This window comes from Stenotrophomonas sp. P2112, assembly GCF_041897515.1.
Taxonomy (GTDB): domain Bacteria; phylum Pseudomonadota; class Gammaproteobacteria; order Xanthomonadales; family Xanthomonadaceae; genus Stenotrophomonas; species Stenotrophomonas sepilia.
This window is the reverse complement of the sequence record NZ_CP169216.1, coordinates 1,601,408-1,620,329: the sequence shown is the minus strand read 5'-3', so window position 1 is coordinate 1,620,329 and position 18,922 is coordinate 1,601,408. Positions and strand designations below refer to the sequence as shown.

At 66.5% G+C, this 18,922-nt stretch carries 20 protein-coding genes; 6 read left to right on the top strand and 14 right to left on the bottom strand.

What is annotated here, in order from left to right:
- Positions 1–8 precede the first annotated feature (8 nt).
- Together ACEPA4_RS07585 and surE are read right to left on the bottom strand one after the other, a co-directional pair.
- Positions 9–686 carry a protein-L-isoaspartate(D-aspartate) O-methyltransferase gene (locus ACEPA4_RS07585; RefSeq protein WP_005416032.1) on the bottom strand — a complete coding sequence of 226 codons (678 nt, stop codon included), beginning with the start codon at positions 684–686 and terminating at the stop codon, positions 9–11.
- Positions 683–1,462: a 5'/3'-nucleotidase SurE gene (surE, locus tag ACEPA4_RS07580; protein WP_005416031.1), complete on the bottom strand. Its 780-nt coding sequence runs from the start codon at positions 1,460–1,462 to the stop codon at positions 683–685. Before surE ends, ACEPA4_RS07585 begins: the two co-directional genes overlap by 4 nt.
- A 209-nt stretch (positions 1,463–1,671) precedes the next feature.
- Between surE and ACEPA4_RS07575 the strand changes: the two genes are divergently transcribed.
- Positions 1,672–2,211: a Smr/MutS family protein gene (locus tag ACEPA4_RS07575; protein ID WP_005409007.1), complete on the top strand. Its 540-nt coding sequence runs from the start codon at positions 1,672–1,674 to the stop codon at positions 2,209–2,211.
- A gap of 71 nt (positions 2,212–2,282) precedes the next feature.
- Here ACEPA4_RS07575 and truD read toward each other — a convergent pair whose 3' ends face one another.
- The 10 genes from truD to ACEPA4_RS07525 all read right to left on the bottom strand — a co-directional run bounded on the left by truD (position 2,283) and on the right by ACEPA4_RS07525 (position 10,176).
- Complete coding sequence (gene truD, locus ACEPA4_RS07570; RefSeq protein WP_065179303.1) at positions 2,283–3,314, bottom strand: tRNA pseudouridine(13) synthase TruD; 1,032 nt, start codon at positions 3,312–3,314, stop codon at positions 2,283–2,285.
- Positions 3,311–3,808, bottom strand: a complete 498-nt coding sequence (gene ispF, locus ACEPA4_RS07565) for a 2-C-methyl-D-erythritol 2,4-cyclodiphosphate synthase (RefSeq protein WP_005409005.1) — start codon at positions 3,806–3,808, stop codon at positions 3,311–3,313. Before ispF ends, truD begins: the two co-directional genes overlap by 4 nt.
- A 34-nt stretch (positions 3,809–3,842) precedes the next feature.
- The gene (gene ispD, locus ACEPA4_RS07560; RefSeq protein WP_005416029.1) at positions 3,843–4,541 is read right to left on the bottom strand and encodes a 2-C-methyl-D-erythritol 4-phosphate cytidylyltransferase; all 699 of its coding nucleotides are present in this window, start codon (positions 4,539–4,541) and stop codon (positions 3,843–3,845) included.
- Positions 4,538–4,891: a cell division protein FtsB gene (gene ftsB, locus ACEPA4_RS07555; protein ID WP_005416028.1), complete on the bottom strand. Its 354-nt coding sequence runs from the start codon at positions 4,889–4,891 to the stop codon at positions 4,538–4,540. The genes ispD and ftsB overlap by 4 nt, the downstream gene beginning before the upstream one ends.
- Positions 4,892–4,895: 4 nt before the next feature.
- Positions 4,896–6,188, bottom strand: a complete 1,293-nt coding sequence (eno, locus tag ACEPA4_RS07550; protein ID WP_262090857.1) for a phosphopyruvate hydratase — start codon at positions 6,186–6,188, stop codon at positions 4,896–4,898.
- A gap of 96 nt (positions 6,189–6,284) precedes the next feature.
- Positions 6,285–6,614 (bottom strand): hypothetical protein, encoded by a 330-nt coding sequence (locus tag ACEPA4_RS07545; RefSeq protein WP_053500063.1) that lies wholly within the window; start codon positions 6,612–6,614, stop codon positions 6,285–6,287.
- Positions 6,614–6,961 (bottom strand): hypothetical protein, encoded by a 348-nt coding sequence (locus ACEPA4_RS07540; RefSeq protein ID WP_065179304.1) that lies wholly within the window; start codon positions 6,959–6,961, stop codon positions 6,614–6,616. The genes ACEPA4_RS07545 and ACEPA4_RS07540 overlap by 1 nt, the downstream gene beginning before the upstream one ends.
- Positions 6,958–7,788 (bottom strand): 3-deoxy-8-phosphooctulonate synthase, encoded by an 831-nt coding sequence (gene kdsA / locus ACEPA4_RS07535; protein WP_010485995.1) that lies wholly within the window; start codon positions 7,786–7,788, stop codon positions 6,958–6,960. The genes ACEPA4_RS07540 and kdsA overlap by 4 nt, the downstream gene beginning before the upstream one ends.
- A gap of 89 nt (positions 7,789–7,877) precedes the next feature.
- On the bottom strand, positions 7,878–9,542 hold the full coding sequence (locus tag ACEPA4_RS07530) for a CTP synthase (protein ID WP_005416023.1): 1,665 nt from the start codon (positions 9,540–9,542) through the stop codon (positions 7,878–7,880).
- A gap of 400 nt (positions 9,543–9,942) precedes the next feature.
- Positions 9,943–10,176, bottom strand: coding sequence for a hypothetical protein (locus ACEPA4_RS07525; protein ID WP_005416022.1), 234 nt, complete (start codon positions 10,174–10,176; stop codon positions 9,943–9,945).
- Positions 10,177–10,346: 170 nt separating this feature from the next.
- Between ACEPA4_RS07525 and parE the strand changes: the two genes are divergently transcribed.
- The 3 genes from parE (at position 10,347) to ACEPA4_RS07510 (ending at position 14,547) form a co-directional block, all read left to right on the top strand.
- A complete protein-coding gene (parE, locus tag ACEPA4_RS07520; protein ID WP_005416021.1) occupies positions 10,347–12,236 on the top strand; it encodes a DNA topoisomerase IV subunit B in 1,890 nt (629 codons plus the stop codon).
- A 125-nt stretch (positions 12,237–12,361) separates the two neighbouring features.
- Positions 12,362–12,940 carry a GNAT family N-acetyltransferase gene (locus ACEPA4_RS07515; protein ID WP_065179306.1) on the top strand — a complete coding sequence of 193 codons (579 nt, stop codon included), beginning with the start codon at positions 12,362–12,364 and terminating at the stop codon, positions 12,938–12,940.
- 110 nt (positions 12,941–13,050) lie between these two features.
- Positions 13,051–14,547 (top strand): S10 family peptidase, encoded by a 1,497-nt coding sequence (locus ACEPA4_RS07510; RefSeq protein WP_032954081.1) that lies wholly within the window; start codon positions 13,051–13,053, stop codon positions 14,545–14,547.
- A gap of 364 nt (positions 14,548–14,911) precedes the next feature.
- Here ACEPA4_RS07510 and ACEPA4_RS07505 read toward each other — a convergent pair whose 3' ends face one another.
- Positions 14,912–16,033, bottom strand: coding sequence for an inorganic phosphate transporter (locus ACEPA4_RS07505; protein WP_005416018.1), 1,122 nt, complete (start codon positions 16,031–16,033; stop codon positions 14,912–14,914).
- A gap of 13 nt (positions 16,034–16,046) precedes the next feature.
- On the bottom strand, positions 16,047–16,673 hold the full coding sequence (locus ACEPA4_RS07500) for a DUF47 domain-containing protein (protein ID WP_004152833.1): 627 nt from the start codon (positions 16,671–16,673) through the stop codon (positions 16,047–16,049).
- Between the two features lie 292 nt (positions 16,674–16,965).
- Here ACEPA4_RS07500 and ACEPA4_RS07495 point away from each other — a divergent pair, with 292 nt between their 5' ends.
- Together ACEPA4_RS07495 and ACEPA4_RS07490 are read left to right on the top strand one after the other, a co-directional pair.
- Complete coding sequence (locus ACEPA4_RS07495; RefSeq protein WP_005416017.1) at positions 16,966–18,270, top strand: hemolysin family protein; 1,305 nt, start codon at positions 16,966–16,968, stop codon at positions 18,268–18,270.
- On the top strand, positions 18,254–18,913 hold the full coding sequence (locus ACEPA4_RS07490) for an exopolysaccharide biosynthesis protein (protein ID WP_053501113.1): 660 nt from the start codon (positions 18,254–18,256) through the stop codon (positions 18,911–18,913). The genes ACEPA4_RS07495 and ACEPA4_RS07490 overlap by 17 nt, the downstream gene beginning before the upstream one ends.
- The last annotated feature ends 9 nt before the right edge of the window (positions 18,914–18,922 follow it).

Here is an 18,922-nt window from a genome sequence, read left to right as displayed (position 1 = left end):
TCCGTGGATTAGTCGAGCATGCCAGACAGCAGCGGCACGAACGTAACCGGCGCCAGCACGCGTTGTTCGATGCTGCCATCGGGCTTGCGGTCCAGCTGCACCAGCGACTGTCCGCCCGGGCCACCCACCGGCGCCACCAGGCGCCCCCCTTCAGCCAGCTGCCCGACCAGTTCATCGACCAGTGCAGGCGCGGCGGCGGTGACCACGATGGCATCGAACGGACCGTGCTCGGCCCATCCGGCGCGACCGTCGTCATGCTTGGTGCGGATGTTCATGCCCAGTGCGCGGAAGCGCTTGCGTGCCTGCCGCAACAGGTCACCGATACGCTCCACGGTGTAGACCTCCAGGCCCAGCGCGCCCAGGATGGCGGCCTGGTAGCCCGAGCCGGTGCCGACTTCCAGTACGCGCTTCGGCGCGACCTGGAGCACCGCCTCGGTCATCCGGGCGACCACCCAGGGCTGCGAGATGGTCTGGCCATGGCCGATCGGCAGCGCGGTGTCCTCATAGGCACGCGAGGCCAGTGCTTCATCGATGAACAGATGGCGCGGCACAACCCGGATTGCGTTCAAGGTGGACTCGTCGACGATGCCAGCTTCGCGCAGGCGATCGACCAGACGGTCACGCACGCGCTGCGAGGTCATGCCGATGCCGACAGCTTCCGGCTGCAGTCGCAGGCGTGGACTCATGCCGGCCGGTCCAGCGCGGCGCTGAGGCCACCCACCCAGCTGGCCACTTTCTCCAGCGCCTGGTAGCGGGTCAGGTCCACCTGGATCGGGGTGATCGAGATGTGGCCGGTGCGCACCGCGTGGAAGTCGGTGCCCGGGCCGGAGTCCTGCTCGCGCCCGGCCGGGCCGATCCAGTACACCTCGTTGCCGCGCGGATCCTTCTGCGCGATGCAGCCTTCGGCACGATGGCGGTTGCCAAGGCGGGTGACCTCGAAGCCCTTGACCTCGCTCCAGGGCAGATCCGGCACGTTGACGTTGAGGATGGTGTCGGCCGGCAGCGGATCGGCCTTGAGCCGGGCCACGATCTCCACTGCGGCGCGCGCGGCGGTGTCGAAGTGCTTCGGATCGTGGTTGCGGGTAACCAGCGAGACCGCCACCGCCGGCAGGCCGAGGAAGCGGCCTTCCATCGCCGCCGAGACGGTGCCGGAATAGATCACGTCGTCGCCGAGGTTGGCGGCGTTGTTGATGCCTGACACGACGATGTCCGGCTCGAATTCAAGCAGACCGGTCAGCGCCAGGTGCACGCAGTCGGTCGGCGTGCCAGCCACCGAGACGGTGTAATGGTCGATGCGCTTGAGCCGGATCGGCAGGTCCAGGGTCAGCGAGTTGCTGGCACCGGAGCGATCGCGGTCGGGCGCGACCACCGTGACTTCGTGTCCGGCCTCGCGCAGGACCGAAGCAAGCATCCGGATGCCTGCGGCGTCGACACCATCGTCATTACTGACCAGGATTCGCATCTTCGATTTAACCGCTTGATTTTCCAAGAATTCGATTCCGTCACCGTGCAGTGTGGGCGGGACCGTCGTACTCCCCTGCGGAAGCCGTCGACCCTGCAAGGGCATCGTCTATTGTGCCGCATGCGAGCCGCCGGTCCTACCCTGCCGGCGGTCACGGCCGACATCGAACCGTCATAGGCAGACCCGCGCCGGCGGTTTACCCTGTGCGCATGTCGCACCCTGAAGACGAAGATCCGGCCGCGTTGTTCCGTGCGGCCATCGGTGAAGTGACGCCGCTGCGCAAGGATGCCGAACCGGCGCCTGCTGCGCCCCGGCCGAAGCCGCGCGCACGCATGGCCGAACGCGACGAGGCCGAAGCCGCGGGCGAGTTTGCGCGGCTGCTGCGCGACAGTACGCCGCTGGAAGCGGGCGACGTGGCCAGCTACCGCCGCGACAACCTGCCACCGCGCCTGTTCCAGCGTCTCAAGCGCGGCCAGTATTCGGTACAGGATGAGCTGGACCTGCACGGCGCCACCGCCGCGCAGGCGGAAACCCTGCTGCGCCAGTTCCTGCTGGAAGCGCATGCACACGAGTATGGCTGCGTGCGCATCATCCACGGCAAGGGCCTGCAGTCCGATGGCGGTGCACCGGTGCTGAAGAACCTGGTCGATCGCCTGCTGCGGCTGCGCAACGACGTGCTGGCGTTTCATTCGGCGCCGACCGGGCAAGGCGGCACCGGCGCGGTGCTGGTGTTGCTGGCGCGGCGTTGACAAAAAGGGGACGGAGGGAATTAAGTCGTTTGTGGCACAAACGACTTAATTCCCTCCGTCCCCTTTTTCTGTCAGGCCTGCGCGGCGTCTTCGACGGGGCCGAGTTCGTGCAGCACGGCGGTGGCGTAGCAGCCCGGCGGCAACGCGAACGAGAGTTCCAGTACATCACTGGCCAACCACTGATGCTGCAGCAACGCCGGGCGCAGGCGCAGCGCGCGGCGCTCCTGCTTCAGCCGTGCGTCTTCCAGGCCAGCGCGCAGCGCCTTCGATTCCTCGTCGTCCAGCGCGGCCAGCTCCAGCTCACGTGCAGCGTCGGCGCTGCGCAGCTCGCCTTCGCCCCACAGCGGCGCGCTGGGATGGATGTCGAAACGGGCCAGGCGCTCGGCCAGCACGTCGGTGTAGGGTTCGGGGCCGAACACGCTGCGGCTGCCATCGAGCATCCACACTTCACCGTCCAGCGGTTGATCCCAGTTGCCCTGCTCCACGCGCGCGGCGAGCACACGATTGAACAGCGCCGAGCGCGCGGCTGACAGCAGCAGCGAACGCTGGTCCTTGCGCATGCGGCGGCCACCGAACATCGCCAATGCCGCAGGCACGTTGCCGCCGTCGCGGCCGAAGCGCTGCTCGCCAAACCAGTTCGGCAGGCCGCGCCCGGCGATCTGCTGCAGGCGCTCGCTGATCGCCGCAGCATCGCCCTGCACCTCGCGCAGCACCAGCCTGAAGCGGTTGCCGGCCAGTGCACCACGCTGCAGCTTGCGGTTGTGCCAGGTCGCTTCGAGCACTTCGATCTCATCACTGGCCAGCTCGGCCAGATCCGGCGCGACGCGCTTGGGCAGGTGCACGCTGAAACGCTGGGTGGTGACCGCATGCCGATCCTTCATGCCGGCGTAGCTCACCGCCATTTCCGGCAGGCCCGCCCACTTGGCCAGCAGCTTGGCCACATGCACGGTGTTGGCGCCGCGCTTGCGGATGTGCAGCAACAGGTGCTCGCCTTCACCGGTGGCCTCGAAGGCCGGCAGTTCATCCACCTGGAAATCGTCCGGCGTGGTGCGGATGCGCGCCGTCAACAGCGGCGCACCAAACGCCAACGGCAGCGGGATCATGCCGCCACCAGCAACACGACCGCCTGCGCGGCGATGCCTTCGCCGCGGCCGGTGAAGCCCAGCTTCTCCGAGGTGGTCGCCTTGACGCTGACCGCGTCCAGCGGCAGCTGCAGCAACCCACCAATGCGCTCACGCATGGCCAGCGCATGCGGGCCCACCTTCGGCCGCTCGCAGATCACGGTGATGTCGGTGTTGCCAACGCGCCAGCCACGCTCGCGCAGCAGGCTGTCGCAATGGCGCACGAAATCGCTGCTGTCGGCGCCCTTCCAGCGATCATCGCTCGGCGGGAAATGCTGGCCGATATCGCCCAACGCCAGCGCACCGAGCATGGCATCGCACAGGGCGTGCAGGATCACGTCGCCGTCGCTGTGCGCCAGCACGCCGCAGCTGTGCGGCACGTTCACTCCGCCGAGCATGATGTGATCGCCTTCACCGAAGGCATGGACGTCGTAACCCTGGCCGATACGGACGGGCGGGAACGGTGCGGTGCTCATGGATGCAGCCCTTGCAGCAGGGCCGCGCGGGCAGTCAGCCGGCGCGGCGGGAAAGTACGAATTCGAACCGGTCCAGATCGGCCGGGGTGGTGACCTTGAAGTTGTCCTCGCTGCCTTCCACCAGCAGCGGGCGCTGGCCCTGGCGCTCCATGGCCATGGCCTCGTCGGTGACTTCAACACCGGCAGCGGCGGCGTCGGACAGCGCGCGGCTGAGCTGGTGGCGGCGGAACAGCTGTGGTGTCAGTGCACGCCACAGCCGCTCGCGCGGTTCAGTGCCATCGATGCCACCGTCGTCGCCCGCACGCTTGAGGGTGTCGCGCACCGGTGCAGCCAGGATCGCCCCGACCGGATCGGCACGACCGACTTCAAGCAGGCGGCCAAGATCGGCCAGCGACAGGTTGGGTCGCGCGGCGTCGTGAACCAGCACGAATTCGTCGGCGCGCACCGAGTCCGGCAGTGCCTGCAGCCCGGCCAGCACCGAGGCGGCACGGGTCGCGCCGCCGATGCAGGTCAGCACCGGTTTGCCGGCCCATTCGCTCCAGCCCGGCCAGTCGCCGTCGTCCTGGCCGATCACCACCATTGCGCCGGCCACGGCCGGATGCGCCAGCAGCGCGTCCAGGGTATGAGCGAGCAGGATCTGCCCGCCCGCCTGCAGGTACTGCTTGGGCAGCGGCGCACCAAAGCGGGCGCCACGGCCGGCAGCCGGAACCACCACCCAGATCGCCGCGCTCATGGCACGTCCGCCGGGTGATCGCCGGCCTGGACAGTGACGCCTGCAGCGGGCTGCGCCGGACGGACCGGCGCATCCTCGACCACGCGGTAGAACTTCTCACCGGGCTTGATCATGCCCAGCTCGCTGCGTGCGCGTTCCTCGATGGCGGACTGGCCTTCCTTGAGGTCCTTCACTTCGGCGGCCAGCGCGTCGTTGCGCTGCTGCAGACCCTCATTGTCCCGCTCCTGGTTGGCGACCTGGGCTTCGAGCATCATCACTTCACCCGAATTGCCCGGACCGAACCAGAAGCGGTACTGCAGCCAGCCCAGCAACAGGGCCAGCACCAGCAGCATCCAGCGCCAGTCGCGCATCGGCTCAGCGCTTCAGCGAAACGAACGCGTCACGACCGGCGTAACGCGCGCCGGCGCCGAGGGCTTCCTCGATGCGCAGCAGCTGGTTGTACTTGGCCACGCGATCGCTGCGGCACAGCGAGCCGGTCTTGATCTGGGTGGCGGTGGTAGCCACGGCGATGTCGGCGATGGTGGTGTCTTCGGTTTCGCCCGACCGGTGCGAGACCACGGCCGCATAGCCGGCGCGGTCGGCCATGGCGATCGCTTCCAGGGTTTCGCTGAGCGTGCCGATCTGGTTGACCTTGATCAGGATCGCGTTGGCGGTGCCCGAGTCGATGCCTTCCTGGAAGATCTTCGGGTTGGTCACGAACAGGTCGTCACCGACCAGCTGCACCTTCTTGCCGATGCGGTCGGTCAGCAGCTTCCAACCCGCCCAGTCGTTCTCGGCCAGGCCATCTTCAATCGTGATGATCGGGTACTGCGCGGCCCAGTCGGCGAGGAAGTCGACGAACTGCTCGGAAGTCAGGCGCTTGTTCTCGCCGACCAGATTGTACTTGCCGTTCTCGAAGAATTCGCTGGAAGCCACGTCCAGGCCCAGCAGCACGTCTTCACCGGCGGTGTAGCCGGCCTTGCCGATTGCTTCGAGGATGGTGTCCAGCGCTTCGACGTTGCTGCGGAAGTCCGGCGCGAAGCCGCCTTCGTCGCCCACCGCCGTGCTCAGGCCGTGGCCCTTCAGCACCGACTTCAGCGAATGGAAGATTTCGGTACCGGCGCGCAATGCTTCGGAGAACGAGGTGAAGCCGACCGGCAGCACCATGAACTCCTGGAAGTCGACGTTGTTGTCGGCATGCGCGCCGCCGTTGATGATGTTCATCATCGGCACCGGCAGCGACGGGGTCACGCCGGTCCGGGCAGCCAGGTACTGCCACAGCGCCTGCTTGCTGGATGCGGCGGCGGCGTGCGCGGCGGCCATCGAAACACCCAGCAGTGCGTTGGCGCCCAGCCGACCCTTGTTCTCGGTGCCGTCCAGATCGATCAGGCGACGGTCGAGGCCGGCCTGGTCGGTGGCTTCAAACCCCTTCAGCGCGGCGGCAATCGTGGTGTTGAAGTTGTCAACGGCCTTGCGCACGCCCTTGCCCAGGTAACGGGTCTTGTCGCCGTCACGCAGCTCGACCGCTTCCTTGGTGCCGGTCGAGGCGCCTGAGGGAACCGCGGCGCGACCGAACGAGCCGTCCTCCAGGATGACTTCGGCTTCCAGCGTGGGATTGCCACGACTGTCGAGGATTTCACGGGCGTGGATGCTGCGGATCGTACTCATGGTCGGGCCGGTTACCTGTCTGGAGAGGGGGCGACAAAACGAATGCCGCGTGATTATCCCCGGCTGCCCGCCACTTGCCAAATGGCGTGGCCTGCATCAGCCCCAGCTCGACCCGATCACGATAAGGACCAGCGAGACCAGCATCACCAGCAATGCACCGGCAATCGCCGCAAGGATGGGGCCACGCCGCCGTCGCCAGGCCAACACCATCGCGACCGGGCTGCCGAGAAAGCACAGCACCATCGTGACCAGCGCGCCCAGCATCCACCACTGCGTGGCCTGCACGCCATTGTTTCCGTCCCCGGGCGGCCGGAAGCCGGCGGTGAAGGCCAGCACGCCCACCACCAGGGCCATCCAGGTCAACACGGACAGCGCCAGCGCGATCAGGCCCCAGGGCCAGCCGCGCGCCGATGGGGTCGTATTCATCAACGCCATCCGTAGAACAGGGTGCCGATCCACAGAGAAAGCAGGATGATCGCCAGCCCTGCCGGTACCTTGCCACGGTTCAATCGCCAGGCCAGCACAGCCGAAGCGACGCACCCTGCGCTGGCCAGCAGCTCTCCGACCACAAGCGCAATGAAATACGCCCGAAGATCGAGCGCGCTGCCGCCATCACCCGGTGGGCGCACTGACGCGGCGCCGATCAGCACCAGGCAGAACAAGCCCACGGTGAACACCGCGGACAGCCCCAGCGCGATCAGGCCCCACGGCCACTGTCTCCAGTGCCGGCGGCGGCGCTGGGTTTCCAGCGCCACCCACGGGTCACGACTCACGCGAAGCGCGAAAAGCCGTGCTTCTTGGTCACCGCGTCGAGTTCCATCAGGGTCTCGAGCAGGGCCTCCATCTGGTCCAGCGGCCACGCGTTGGGACCATCGGACAGCGCCTTTGACGGATCCGGATGGGTTTCGGCGAACAGGCCGGAGATGCCCACCGCCACCGCGGCACGGGCCAGCACCGGCACGTGCTCGCGCTGGCCGCCTGAGCTGGTGCCCTGCCCGCCCGGCAACTGCACCGAGTGGGTGGCGTCGAACACCACCGGGCAACCGGTCTCGCGCATCACCGCCAGCGAACGCATGTCGCTGACCAGGTTGTTGTAGCCGAAGCTGGCACCGCGCTCGCAGACCATGATCTGCTCGTTGCCGGTGGCCTTGGCCTTCTCCACGACCGGCTTCATGTCCCACGGCGCCAGGAACTGGCCCTTCTTGATGTTGACCGGCTTGCCGGCCGAGCACACCTTGCGGATGAAGTCGGTCTGGCGGACCAGGAACGCCGGGGTCTGCAGCACGTCCACCACCGAGGCCACTTCGTCCATCGGGGTGTATTCGTGGACGTCGGTCAGCACCGGCACGCCGATCTGCTTCTTCACTTCGGCCAGGACCTTCAGGCCCTCTTCCATGCCCGGGCCGCGGAATGCGGTACCCGAAGTGCGGTTGGCCTTGTCGAAGCTGGACTTGAAGATGAAATTGACGCCGAGCTTGTCGGTGATCTCCTTCAGCTTGCCGGCGGTATCGAGCTGCAGCTGCATCGACTCGATCACGCAGGGGCCGGCGATCAGGAACAGGGGCTGGTCCAGCCCGACCTCGAATCCACACAGTTTCATGGCGTTTCCTTGTTGTCCGCAGCACCGGACGGGCCGGTGCGCTGGGGGTTGAAGCATGCAGGATGGGGGCCGAAGCCCCCATTCACAAGTCAGGCGCGCGCTTCGGAAAGCAGCTTGCCGCCGGCCTTGCGCTCGCGCGCGGCACGGATGAAACCGATGAACAGCGGGTGGCCGTCACGCGGCGTGGACAGGAATTCCGGGTGCGCCTGGCAGGCCAGGAACCACGGGTGGGCATCGCGCGGCAGCTCGACCACTTCCACCAGGGTGTCGTCCATCGACTTGCCGGCGATCACCAGGCCCGCATCTTCCAGCTGGGTGCGGTAACGGTTGTTGAACTCGTAGCGGTGGCGGTGGCGCTCGGCGACCACGTCCTTGCCGTACAGCTCGCGGGCCAGCGTGCCCGGCTTCAGGCGTTGTTCCTGCAGGCCCAGGCGCATGGTGCCGCCGAGGTCGCTCTTGTCGTCACGCTTCTCGACATCGCCGCTGGCGGTGCGCCATTCGGTGATCAGGCCGATCACCGGGTTCGGCGACTGGCGGTCGTTCTCGGTGCTGTTGGCACCTTCCAGGCCGACCACGTTGCGCGCGTAGTCGACCACGGCCGCCTGCATGCCATAGCAGATGCCGAAGTACGGCACCTGCTGCTCGCGGGCGAACTTCGAGGTCAGCACCTTGCCTTCGAAACCACGGTCACCGAAGCCACCCGGCACCAGGATGCCGTCGACATCGGCCAGCGCGGCCATGTCGGTGCCTTCCAGGTCCTGCGCTTCCAGCCACTTCAGGTTGACCTTGGTGCGCTGGCGCAGGCCACCGTGCTTCAGTGCTTCGCCGACCGACTTGTAGGCATCCTGGTGATCGACGTACTTGCCGACCACGGCGATGGTCACTTCGTCCAGCGGGTGCAGGGTCGCATCGACCGCGTCTTCCCACATCGACAGGTCGACCGGACCGGCCTTGTCGGCCAGCTTCAGCTGGTTCACCACGATTTCGTCCAGGCCCTGTGCATGCAGGCCAGACGGGATGCGGTACAGCACGTCCACGTCCGGCACGCTGATCACCGCACGCTCGGAAACGTTGGTGAACTGGGCGATCTTGCGGCGCTCCGAATCCGGCACCGCCTGCTCGGAGCGGCACAGCAGGACGTCCGGCTGGATGCCGATCGAGCGCAGTTCCTTCACCGAGTGCTGGGTCGGCTTGGTCTTCAGCTCGCCGGCGGCGCCGATGTACGGCACCAGGGTGAGGTGCATGAACAGCGCCTTCTCCGGGCCACGTTCGGTGCGCACCTGGCGGATCGCCTCCAGGAACGGCAGCGACTCGATGTCGCCAACGGTGCCGCCGATCTCGACCAGTGCCACGTCATAGCCTTCGGTGGCTTCGTCGATGCAGCGACGGATCTCGTCGGTGATGTGCGGAATGACCTGCACGGTCGCGCCCAGGTAGTCGCCGCGGCGCTCCTTGCGGATCACGTTCTCGTAGATGCGGCCGGTGGTGACCGAGTTCTTGCGGCTGAGGCGGGTGCGCACGAAGCGCTCGTAGTGGCCCAGGTCGAGGTCGGTCTCGGCGCCGTCGTCGGTGACATAGACCTCACCGTGCTGGAACGGACTCATGGTGCCCGGGTCGACGTTGATGTACGGGTCGAGCTTCATCATCGTGACCTTCAGGCCACGGGCTTCGAGAATGGCGGCCAGCGACGCGGCGGCAATGCCTTTGCCGAGCGAGGACACCACGCCGCCGGTTACGAAAATCAAGGGAGTCATGGCTGCAAGCATCCTGTCTGGAAATGGAAAACGGCAGCACCACGCGCACCCGGAGGGCGGGCATGGTGCTCAGAGGGGGTTTTCCGGTTCGCTGTGGCAGCGAGGGAGGTGCGGATCCGTGCGGCGGCAGGCGCCGGACGGGAACCATCGTGCGAGGTCGGGGCGACCGTGCCGGTCAAATCGACCGTCACCTGCGACCCGCCATGCTGGAAGCCACGCTTGGCCGCTCCAGCCCATTCGCAAAGGGTGGACACGCACTTACTCCCGGAAAGCCATAGTTTACAGATTGATGGCCGCCAACCCAAGGGGCTTGTGCGGCCGATCCAACAAAAAACGCCCCGCTCGGCGGGGCGTTTCGGTGCGCAACCCTTGTCGCAAGGGCGCCTGGCAGGTTGCGGGATCAGCGCTTCTTGCGCGCTTCCTCTTCCTCTTCCTGCTGCGGGGCCGGCTGGCCCTGCGCCTTCATTTCGGCATTGGCCTGGGCCCGACGCTTGGCCTTGGCATCGGCCTCGGCCTGCGCCTTGTCGGCCTGGTCACCCTGCTGCGGGGCCGGCTGGCCGGCGTTCTGCGCCACCACCAGCGGCACTGCAACGGCGGCAGCGGCCAGGATCGCAATGGTCAGCAACTTCTTCATGAGGTCCTCCTCGCGGTATGGCTTGGACGTTCAGACCCAACGGGCCGCCGGCGTTCAGATTCCAGCGAGGGCTATTTTACCTCCTCTGCGCCGCCGAGACTGAACCGCAGGCGTGCAAATTCCCGTGCCAGACCCCACACTTGCCCGTCGCTCCAAGCTTTCGAAGACAGATGAACGCCCGCTATAACGCCGCCGATATTGAAGTCCTGTCCGGCCTTGACCCGGTCAAGCGCCGTCCCGGCATGTATACCGACACCGCGCGCCCGAACCACCTGGCGCAGGAAGTGATCGACAACTCGGTGGACGAAGCCCTCGCCGGTCACGCCCGTTCGATCGAGATCACCCTGTACAAGGATGGCAGCGTGGAGGTCAGCGATGACGGCCGCGGCATGCCAGTGGACATTCATCCGGAGGAGAAGATCCCGGGTGTCGAGCTGATCCTCACGCGCCTGCACGCGGGCGGCAAGTTCAGCAACAACAACTACACCTTCTCCGGCGGCCTGCACGGCGTCGGCGTCAGCGTGGTCAATGCGCTGTCGACCCTGGTGGAAGTGCACATCAAGCGCGACGGCGCCGAACACCGCATCACCTTCCGCAACGGCGACCGTGCCACGCCGCTGGAAGTGGTCGGCAGCGTCGGCAAGAAGAACACCGGTACCCGCGTGCGCTTCTGGCCGGACCCGAAGTACTTCGATACGCCGAAGTTCGCGGTGCGCGCGCTCAAGCACCTGCTGCGCGCCAAGGCCGTGCTGTGCCCGGGCCTGACCGTGAAGCTGACCGATGAAGCCACCGGTGAAGTCGATACCTGGTACTACGAAGACGGCCTGCGCGATTACCTGAAGCTGGAGCTGGGCGAGCGCGAATCGCTGCCGGCCGACCTGTTCGTTGGCAACCTGAAGAAGGACACCGAGGTAGTTGACTGGGCCGTGGCCTGGCTGCCGGAAGGCGAGCTGGTGCAGGAAAGCTACGTCAACCTGATTCCCACCGCGCAGCACGGCACCCATGTCAACGGCCTGCGCACCGGCCTGACCGAAGCGCTGCGCGAGTTCTGCGACTTCCGCAACCTGCTGCCGCGTGGCGTCAAGCTGGCCCCGGAAGACGTGTGGGACCGCGTGTCGTTCGTGCTGTCGCTGAAGATGACCGACCCACAGTTCAGCGGCCAGACGAAGGAGCGCCTGTCCTCGCGCCAGGCCGCCGGTTTCGTCGAAGGTGCCGCCCATGATGCGTTCAGCCTGCTACTGAACCAGAACGTGGAACTGGGCGAGAAGATCGCGCAGATCGCCATCGAGCGTGCCAGCGCGCGCCTGAAGACCGAGAAGCTGGTCGTCCGCAAAAAGATCACCCAGGGCCCGGCCCTGCCCGGCAAGTTGGCAGACTGCATCAGCCAGGACCTGTCGCGCACCGAGCTGTTCCTGGTGGAAGGTGACTCGGCAGGCGGCAGCGCCAAGCAGGCTCGCGACAAGGATTTCCAGGCGATCATGCCGCTGCGTGGCAAGATCCTGAACACCTGGGAAGTCTCGTCCAACAGCGTGCTGGCCTCGGAGGAAGTACACAACCTGGCCATCGCCATCGGCTGCGACCCCGGCAAGGACGACATCAGCGGCCTGCGCTACGGCAAGGTGATCATCCTGGCCGACGCGGACTCCGACGGCCTGCACATCGCAACGCTGCTGACCGCGCTGTTCCTGAAGCACTTCCCGGCACTGGTCGATGCCGGCCATGTGTTCGTGGCGATGCCGCCGCTGTTCCGCATCGATGTGGGCAAGCAGGTGTTCTATGCCCTGGACGAGGAAGAAAAGCGCTCGATGCTGGACAAGATCGAGCGCGAGAAGATCAAGGGCGCCATCAACGTCACCCGCTTCAAGGGCCTGGGCGAGATGAACCCGCCACAGCTGCGCGAGTCGACCATCCACCCGGATACGCGCCGCCTGGTCCAGCTGACCGTGGACGATGGCGAGCAGACCCGCTCGCTGATGGACATGCTGCTGGCCAAGAAGCGCGCGTCCGACCGCAAGGGCTGGCTGGAGTCGAAGGGCGACCTGGCTTCGCTGGAAGTCTGATCCCTCGCGGGGTCGGATCCGTTTCCCGCCGGGAAAGGGATCCGACCCATCCGCCCCGGGCATGCCGCCCCCATCGGCAAACCCGGCGGCGCCATAATGCGCGTCCATCCGCGTGGACCACCGTATTGGCCAGCCACTCGCTGCTGTTCCCCGACCTGCCGCTGCACAGCGCACGGCTGGTCCTGAGCCCGATCCGCCGTGACGACGCCGCCGCGCTGTTCGCGCTGCAGTCCAATCCCGACGTGATGCGCTGGTGGAATCATCCGGCCTGGACGCGACAGGCCGAGGCGCGCGAACAGATCGACGATGATCTCGCCGCCCATGCCATCGGTACCCAGCTGAAGCTGGCCGTGCGCGAATCGCTGGAAGGTCCACTGCTGGGCATCTGCGTGGTGTTTGCAGTGGACCGCACTGCAGCCCGCGCCGAGATCGGCTACCTGCTGGCACCCGATCGCCAGGGCCAGGGCTACATGCACGAGGCCCTGCAGCAGGTACTGGCCTACCTGTTCGGCACCCTCCACCTGCATCGCGTGGAAGCCGAGATCGACCCGCGCAACGCACCCTCCGCGCACGTGCTCGAACGCCTGGGCTTCCGCCGCGAGGGAGTGCTGCGCCAGCGCTGGCGCATCCAGGGGGAACTGGCCGACTCGGCCGTCTATGGCCTGCTTGCCGATGACAAAGCGGCAACCGCCCTGTCCGCTTGACCCAAGCTGGCCAATAGCGGCCGCAACGCACGGCCATGCCTTTGGACACATACGACATGGGCCGCCACCGGCCTAGCATCGCAATCCCCTTCCGCTGCCCACCCGGTGCCATGAAGTCCCTGTTGCACACTGCCGCGCTCTGCGTCGGCCTGCTCATCGCCCCAGCCAGCGTGCTGGCCGCGCCTGATGCCGACGCCAAGCCCGATCCGAAGGACGACAAGACCGAGGCACCTGCGTTGCCCGCAGACGCCTCGGCCCGCCAGAGCATGCGCCTGGCCGGCCGCACCCTGGACTACACCGCCACCGTCGGCACCCTGCCGGTACGCGATGCCAAGGGCAAGGTGATCGCCGACGTGGTGTTTACCGCCTACACGATGCCGGGCAAGGACCGGCCGGTGACCTTCGCGCTCAATGGCGGCCCCGGGGCATCGTCGGTCTACCTCAACATGGGCGCGATCGGGCCCAAGGTGGTGACCTTCGGCTCCGAGGGTGACAGCGCGTCGGCGCCGGCGACGCTGCACGACAACCCCGGCACCTGGCTGGACTTCACCGATCTGGTGTTCATTGATCCGGTCGGGACCGGCTTCAGCCGCGCGCGCATCGGCGACGACGAAGCGAAGAAGGCGCTGTACAACCCCAGCGCCGACATCGAATACCTGTCACGCTCGATCTACGACTGGCTGCTGCGCAACCAGCGCATGGCGTCGCGCAAGTACCTGACCGGCGAGAGCTACGGCGGCTACCGCGGCCCACGCATCACCCACTATCTGCAGACCCGGCTGGGTGTTGCGATGAACGGCCTGGTATTGGTCTCGCCCTACCTGAGCCCGACCCTGGAAGACAACGCCGATGTCTCGCCGATGGCGTGGATGCAGACGCTGCCGTCGATCGCCGCCGCGCACCTGGAGCGCCAGGGCAAGCTGACCGATGCAGCGATGCGCGAAGTAGTGGAATACACCCGTGGCGACTACGCCACCGCGTTGATGAAGGGCCGCAGCGATCCGCAGGCGACCGAGGCAATGCTGCGCCGGGTGACCGAACTGACCGGGCTGGACCCGCAGTTCGTGCGCCGTGCCGGTGGTCGGCTGGAAACCCAGGCCTACCTGCGTGAAGTGTTCCGCGACAAGGGCACGCTGGGCAGCCGCTACGATTCCAACGTAACCGCGTTCGATCCATTCCCGAACGATCCGGAGCAGCGCGCCAACGATCCGCTGCTGGACAGCATCATCGCGCCGACCACCACGGCGATGGTCGACTTCGTGACGCGCGTGGTCGGCTGGAAGGTGGATGCGCGGTACCAGGCGCTGAACTACGACGTGAACCGGCTGTGGGACCGCAATGGCGAGCTGCGCGATGGCGCGGTGACCCAGCTGCGCCAGGCCGTGGCGATCGACCCGCACCTGCAGGTGCTGATCGTGCATGGCTGGAACGACCTGTCGTGCCCGTTCATGGGTTCGATCCTGACCGTGGACCAGATGCCGACGATGGGCAGCAATCCGGACCGGGTGCAGGTGCGCAGTTATCCGGGCGGGCACATGTTCTACAGCCGGGCCGACAGCCAGGCGGCGTTCCGCAGGGATGTGCAGGCGCTGTTCCAACGCAATTGAGGAGGGTCGGCCGGGACTGCGGCCCGGCACCCGCTGACTGCAACGGCAACTGCAACTGCAAAAGCGGGCATTCCGTGGGTTGGCGGAGCGGGTCCGGTTGCGGGGGACGCCGTAAACCCGTCCATGGGGGCTTGGTCGCGGCATCCATGCCGCTCACACCCCCGCAACCGGACCCACCCCGCCTTCGACAGTTTCCCGCTGCTGCTGGTGGGTGCCGACCGTTGGTCGGCACGGGATCGGATCCCTGTTTCTGCTCTGGTAGGTGTCGACCTTGGTCGACACGTTGTGTGCGGAAAAATTCTTTGCCCATGAAAAAGCCCGCCGGTGGTCGGCGGGCTTTTTCGTGTGCACCTTGGCGTGGCGATCAGGTCCAGCCGAACATCTCGAACAGCTTCAGGATCAGGTACGCACAGCCGCCGGCGGCCGGGATGGTCAGGATCCAGGCCCAGACAATGCGCTCGATCACGCCGAACTTCAGCGAACGCGGGTTCTTGGCGAAACCGACGCCCATGATCGCGGTGGAGATGCTGTGCGTGGTCGAGACCGGCATGCCGAAGTGGGCCGCCAGGGTCAGGATGGTGGCCGAGCTGGTCTCCGCGGCGAAGCCGTGGATCGGGTGCAGCTTGACCATCTTGTGGCCCAGGGTCTTGATGATCTTCCAGCCACCCGAGGCGGTACCGGCAGCCATCACCACTGCACAGGTCAGTACGATCCACATGGCGATGCCGTCACCGGCGTGCGCGTCCGGGTGCATGAATGCCAGCCAGGACGGCAGATCGTTCAGTGCGCCGGTGGCTTCGGCACCAATCAGGGTCATCGCGATGATGCCCATGGTCTTCTGCGCGTCGTTGTGGCCGTGGGCGAAGCCCATGTAGGCCGCCGAGGCGATCTGCGCCTTGCCGAAGAAGGCATTGACGATGCGCGGACGGGCCAGGCGGCCGATGGCGCCACCGACCTTGGCCAGGCCGGCGATCAGCGCCCACAGCAGCACCATCACCACGATGCCGAGCAGGAAGCCGGCGATCGGCGAGGTGATCATCGGCACGAACACCTTCCACAGCAGGCCCTTGTTCTGCGCCCAGCTGCCCAGGCGCTCCGACCAGATCAGCGCGTCCCAGTTGTTGTGGGCCGCGGCCAGACCGGCACCGCAGAGGCCACCGATCAGGGCGTGCGAGGACGAGGACGGCAGGCCCTTCCACCAGGTGATCAGGTTCCAGATGATGCCGCCCAGCAGGGCGCACAGGATCACCTGCGGAGTGACCTCGACCACGTTGGTGTTGAGCAGGCCCGAGGCGATGGTCAGCGCCACCGCCGTACCGGTCAGCGCACCGATGAGGTTCATGAAGGCGGCCAGCATCACCGCCCAGCCGGGCGAGAGCACCTTGGTCGCCACTACGGTGGCAATGGAGTTGGCAGTGTCGTGGAAGCCGTTGATGAACTCGAAGACGAGCGCGGCCAGGATCACCACCAGGACAAGGGTCAACATGCGGCGGCGTCCGTCAGCTGTTCTTCAACACGATCTGGTACGCCACCACGCCGGCCTCGCGGCAACGGTCGATGGCCTTTTCCAGGATCTCGAAGAATTCCTTCAGCAGGAACATCTGCAGGTTGTCCAGGCGACCGGAGTAGATGTCGCGGTACAGCTCGAGCATCAGGCGGTCGGCCTCGTTCTCCAGCGAGCGCAGCTTCTCGTTCAGCGCGGTCATCCGGTCCAGGTTCATGTGGCGCAGGTCAGCCACCATCTCCACCACCACGCCGGCGGCCTGTTCCAGCATCGCCGCGCGCGGCGCGAAGTCGATGTGCTCCAGGTGGGTCGTGGCCAGCGAATAGCGATCGGCGAACTTCTCGATCTGCTTCGGAATCTTGTACAGGGCCGAACCCAGCGCTTCGATGTCTTCGCGCTCGATCGGGGTCATGAAGCTGTCGACCAGCGCCTGGCTGATCTTGTCCGAGGCCGCGCGTTCGCGCAGGCGGGCCAGCTTGAAGGCGTCCAGCGCGGGCTGGCGATCGGCCTCGCGCAGCATCGAATGCAGCGCCTTGGCGGCATCGGAAGCCGCGACGGCAGCCTCATCAAGCAGGGTGTAGAACTGTTTGCCGGAACCGAAAATGGTCTGCAGAGAGAACATTGAGAAACCTGTCAGCCGTCGCGGGAAGGACGGCACCAGAGCGAATTATGACGGCTAGATGACCATCACGGGTATCCCCGCGCCCTTTCCGGGCTCTGGGACCCCCAACCTGAACAGGCGGTTGCCACCCTGCCACGCCCCTTTGCTAAGATGCCAGCGCGCCTCCGGGCGCACCTTATGGACGACGACCCTTATCCCCCTGCGCCGCGCCGGACCCTGTTCCTGAGCGCCAGCCGCCATCGCAAGCACCCGCCCTCCCTGCCACCAACCGGGGACGACGCCCGTGTTTGAAATGATCCTGATTGTCTTCGCGCTGGTTCTACTGAACGGCTTCTTCGCCATGTCCGAGATGTCGGTCATGACCTCGCGCAAGAGCCGCCTGAAGCAGATGGCCGCCACCTCCAAGCGCGCCGCCAAGGCGCTGGAGCTTTCGGAGAAGCCGGAGAGTTTCCTGTCCACGGTGCAGATCGGCATCACCGTGATCGGCGTACTGACCGGCTACCTCGGTGGTGATGCGATCGGCGACGCGATCGCCGGCTGGCTGCAGGGCCTGATGCCCGGCTTTGCGTACGCGCGCGAAGTAGGCACCGCCCTGGCGGTCTCGCTGATCACCTTCATCACGCTGATCTTCGGCGAACTGGTGCCCAAGCGTCTGGCCCTGACCCGCTCCGAGGCCATTGCCGGCCTGGTCGCGATGCCGATGAGCTGGCTGGCCAGGCTGGCCCTGCCCTTCGTTTGGCTCCTGTCCAAGACCACCCAGCTGGTACTGAAGGTGCTGGGCCTGGGCAAGGACGAGGCCGCGCAGGTGACTGAAGAAGAGATCCGGATGCTGGTGGCCGAGAGCCACGAAGCTGGCGTGATCGACGCCCACGAGCGCGACATGATGAACCGCGTCATGCGCCTGGGCGACCGCACCGCCGACAGCCTGATGACCCCGCGCAACCGCATTGCCTGGCTCGACACCCAGGCCGGGCTGGAGCGCAATCTGGACATCATGGCCGAGCACGAGTTCTCGCGGTACCCGGTATACCGCGACAACGACATGGACGTGGTCGGCGTGCTGGAGCTGAAATCGCTGGCCACGCGCATGGCGCGCGGCGACAACGCGCTGTTCCAGACCCTGCGCGAACCGCTGTACGTCTCCGAATCGACCCACGCGATGAAGCTGCTGGAGATCTTCCGCGAGGAGCAGCAGTCGATGGCGCTGGTGGTGGACGAGTACGGCGAGATCCAGGGCCTGGTGACCATCAGCGACCTGATGGGCGCCGTGGTTGGCCGCCTGCAGGCGGTGGAGAATGCCGATGAAGACGCACTGGTGGTGACCCGCGAGGACGGCTCGCTGCTGGTCGACGGCTCGCTGCCGATCGAGGACCTGCGCGAGCTGATCGGAAGCAACGACCTGCCCGATGCCGAGGATGGCGACTACTACACGCTGGCCGGCATGTGCATCCATTACTTCGGCCGCATCCCGCACGCAGGCGAGTACTTCGACTGGGCCGGCTGGCGCTTCGAGGTGGTCGACCTGGACGGTGCGCGGGTGGACAAGCTGCTGCTGCGCACGTTATCCGACGAGCAGGCCGATGAGCTCACCGCCTGAGGCCGGCCAGGGCCAGGGCGCGCAGCGCCCGACCTACCGCAACGAGGGCATCCGCACCCTGCTGGAGATGTTCGCCTCCGGCGATCCCGCCGAGCACATGCCGCTCGGCCAGATCCTCAGCAACCTGCAGCAGAGCGCGTTTGGCGTGTTCCTGTTCGTGGCGATCCTGCCCTCGTTCATCCCGATCCCGGGCATGGGGGGTGCGGTCAGCGGCCCACTCGTGGTCCTGATCGGACTGCAGATGCTGTGTTGCCTGCGCCGGCCCTGGCTGCCCGGTTTCATTGCCCGACGCGGGCCGAAGCGCGGCACCATGCACCGCTTCCTGGACCGTATCGATCGCCCGTTGCGGCGACTGGACAGGATGCTGAAGCCTCGCCTGCCGCAGTTGCTGACACCGCTGCCCGCGCACGCCTTCAGCGGCCTGCTGCTGGTACTGCTGGGCATCCTGCTGTCATTGCCGATTCCGTTCACCAACTTCCTGTTCGGTTTCCAGCTGCTGCTGTTCTCGCTGGCGCTGCTGGAGCGCGATGGTGCATTGATGCTGTTCAACTGGATCGCAGCGCTGGTGGCGATCGCGTTCTTCGGCTTCAGTTCGGGGCAGCTGGTGGGCTATACAGTGGAACTTTTCCAGCGCTGGTTCTGAAGCGGCATC